The organism is Mycobacterium gordonae (assembly GCF_001417955.2).
Classification (GTDB): Bacteria; Actinomycetota; Actinomycetes; order Mycobacteriales; family Mycobacteriaceae; genus Mycobacterium; species Mycobacterium gordonae_B.
In genome coordinates, this window is the sequence record NZ_LKTM01000148.1 from 1 (window position 1) to 2,336 (window position 2,336).

Consider the following 2,336-nt stretch of genomic DNA (forward strand, 5'->3'; position numbering starts at 1 on the left):
AAACGAAAGCCGCCCCGGCACCAAACCGGGGCGGCTTTCACCTGCCTCTTGACAACAGATGCCTACATATCAGCTTTGCATGAATGCCGGTGACAGCATGTTGCGAGCCATCACGAAGCGAACCGGCTCGGCGGTCTTGCTGTCCGTCAGCGGGGAGATCGACGCGAGCAATGTGAGGATCTGGAGGCAGCTGGTGCGCGAGGCCGCGCGTGCTGCAGCCGCACCGGGCCCATTGGTCATCGATATCAATGGACTGGACTTCATGGCGGTGTGCGCCTTCCGCGTCTTGGTCGAGGCCGCAGAACACTGCCGCGGCGAGGGCATCGAGCTGCGGCTGGTCAGCAGCCAACCAATCGTGGCCCGCATCATTGCTGCGGCCCGCCTCAAAGCCGAGCTGCCGTTGTATCCGCACGTGAAAGCGGCGCTGCATGAGCACCTGTGCACCGGGGCTGCCGAGCCGTCAGCCAAGGGGCCGACCTCACCGGCACCGCGATCTCGCTGGCCACACTGGTGAATAGGCGTCTGCCGGCGCAGAGTGGGTTGAGCAGCCCGACGTCGGGGAAACCGGCAGCGTCAACGCCTTGCCACCAACAATTCGAGCCGATCGAGCAGGGCTTCTAGCGCCTCTTCGAACTCGGCGGTGCTGTGATCCTCCGACAGGATTGGCTTGAGTCGCTGCAAATGCCTATATTCCGCCAAACTAGTCGTGAGTTGGTTTCCATCCACGATGGCCTCATCGGGGTGCAGTTCGGCGCCACGCTCTGACACTTCGAGCAGGAGATGGCCGACCAGGAAGGTGGTGTAGCTGCGGTAGGCGGCGACCGCGGCGGTGTCGTCAAACCCAGAAGAGATCAACGTGTCAAGGAAGCCTTCCATCCAGCGCAGGCTGCGCAGCGGTGGTCGCACCCAAGGCGCTTCAGGCGCATGGGTGGCGACCAACGGGAACACCTCCGGATGCTGCAGCGCAATCTGGCGCACCCCATGGGCCAGCCGAAGCAAGTAGTCCTGCCAACCGTCCTCTTGCCGGCGCGCGGCGAGCTGATCGGTGTAGAGGCGGTCTGTGATGTGGTCGACCACCCCGGTGAGCAGGTCCCCGCGACTGTGCACGTAGCGGTACAGCGCCATTGCCTCCACCCCGCAGGCCGTGCCCAACCGACGCATGGTCAGCCTGGGCAGGCCGTGGCGATCAATCAAGTCAATGGCCGCATCTAACACATAGTCCCGACTCAACCGCGGCTGTTGATCATTGCCAGCACCGGATCGGTCAACCCGATCGGCCCCGCACCACTGTGACGTATCGCCAAGACTTTGGTCATCCACCACAATTGTCACCTCACCGCCTCAAACCAATGCAACCAGCGCTTCCAGGCTAGTCACCCGGGCGCCTTCGGCCCCCCACGTCGACAGTAAGTCGCGGCAGACCGCAGCCCCCGGCAAAGCGAACCTAGAAAGAAGCACTCCGCCCCACACAATGGCCTAAACCCTGATCGCCCCGTTTGTCCCGTGCTGGGGTGATGCGGTGTTGCGCCCAGCACGGCAGCCAAGCCTCAACTTTGCGCCGACTGCGTAGCGTCATCGTCGTAAATTGGCAGAAGTGTGTCGGCTCCGGTCTAACTGATCGGGTGATCCCGCCCGCACGAAGTACCAGCCCGCCAAGCGGCCCACAAACGCTACGGTGAGCCGGCGAAACGTCCTTAAGCCGAGGGCCGCGGCGTGCGTGCCCCCACGCAATCCACCTCACCGCACCCTCGATCGAACTGCCCAGGACCAACAGCAGGAAGAGGACGACTAGCACCCTCTGGGTACACTACAAGCGCCTGACGCACCCTAATTGGGGACACTACAAACCGCCCGATGACTGTGCTGGAACCACACTAGCGCAGTGGTGGCCGCAGGGATGGCTGTCGCAGTGCTGCCGGGTTGTTGTGATGCGGTTCGGTTCCAGTCGCGGGGACTATTTGGGCGAAGTGACGTGTGAGGTCCCAAGACATACGCGACCTGTTGTCGTCGGGACATGGTTACCGTTGGCGGGGGCGGTGGGCGTTGAAGTTGCGGATGGGCTTGGTTGACGTCCGTGCGTGCAGTGACAGCTCTGTGGTGCCGTCCAGGACGCGGAAGTGGTGGTCATCGACTACGACGGTGACGATGGTTCCGACGTGCGTTCTGCCGACACGCAGACGTTGGCCGGCGACCATGATTACGCCGTCTTTGGGGACTCGCCGCTGAACGCTTTGGGGGCCGGACGGTGGGGGCGGCGGATGTCAATGGCCAAGTTGGAGTATCCGCTGGTGGCCAGTTGAAAGTATCCACCCCGTGCGGTAGTTCCTAGGTTGGTG

General features: G+C 63.1%; 4 protein-coding genes. 2 read left to right on the forward strand and 2 right to left on the reverse strand.

Going from position 1 to position 2,336, the window contains the following annotated elements; all coding sequences use genetic code 11:
* Positions 1–79 precede the first annotated feature (79 nt).
* Complete coding sequence (locus AO501_RS13740) at positions 80–514, forward strand: anti-sigma factor antagonist (protein ID WP_063892871.1); 435 nt, start codon at positions 80–82, stop codon at positions 512–514.
* Positions 515–573: 59 nt separating this feature from the next.
* On the opposite strand, the gene AO501_RS13745 is transcribed toward AO501_RS13740, so the two are convergent.
* Together AO501_RS13745 and AO501_RS40710 are read right to left on the reverse strand one after the other, a co-directional pair.
* On the reverse strand, positions 574–1,320 hold the full coding sequence (locus tag AO501_RS13745) for a TetR/AcrR family transcriptional regulator (protein WP_411580563.1): 747 nt from the start codon (positions 1,318–1,320) through the stop codon (positions 574–576).
* Between the two features lie 698 nt (positions 1,321–2,018).
* On the reverse strand, positions 2,019–2,198 hold the full coding sequence (locus tag AO501_RS40710) for a hypothetical protein (RefSeq protein WP_419775673.1): 180 nt from the start codon (positions 2,196–2,198) through the stop codon (positions 2,019–2,021).
* On the opposite strand from AO501_RS40710, the gene AO501_RS37190 reads away from it, so the two are divergent.
* Positions 2,118–2,300, forward strand: coding sequence for a hypothetical protein (locus tag AO501_RS37190; protein WP_055578254.1), 183 nt, complete (start codon positions 2,118–2,120; stop codon positions 2,298–2,300). The two genes, AO501_RS40710 and AO501_RS37190, sit on opposite strands and share 81 nt — an antisense overlap.
* Positions 2,301–2,336 lie beyond the last annotated feature (36 nt).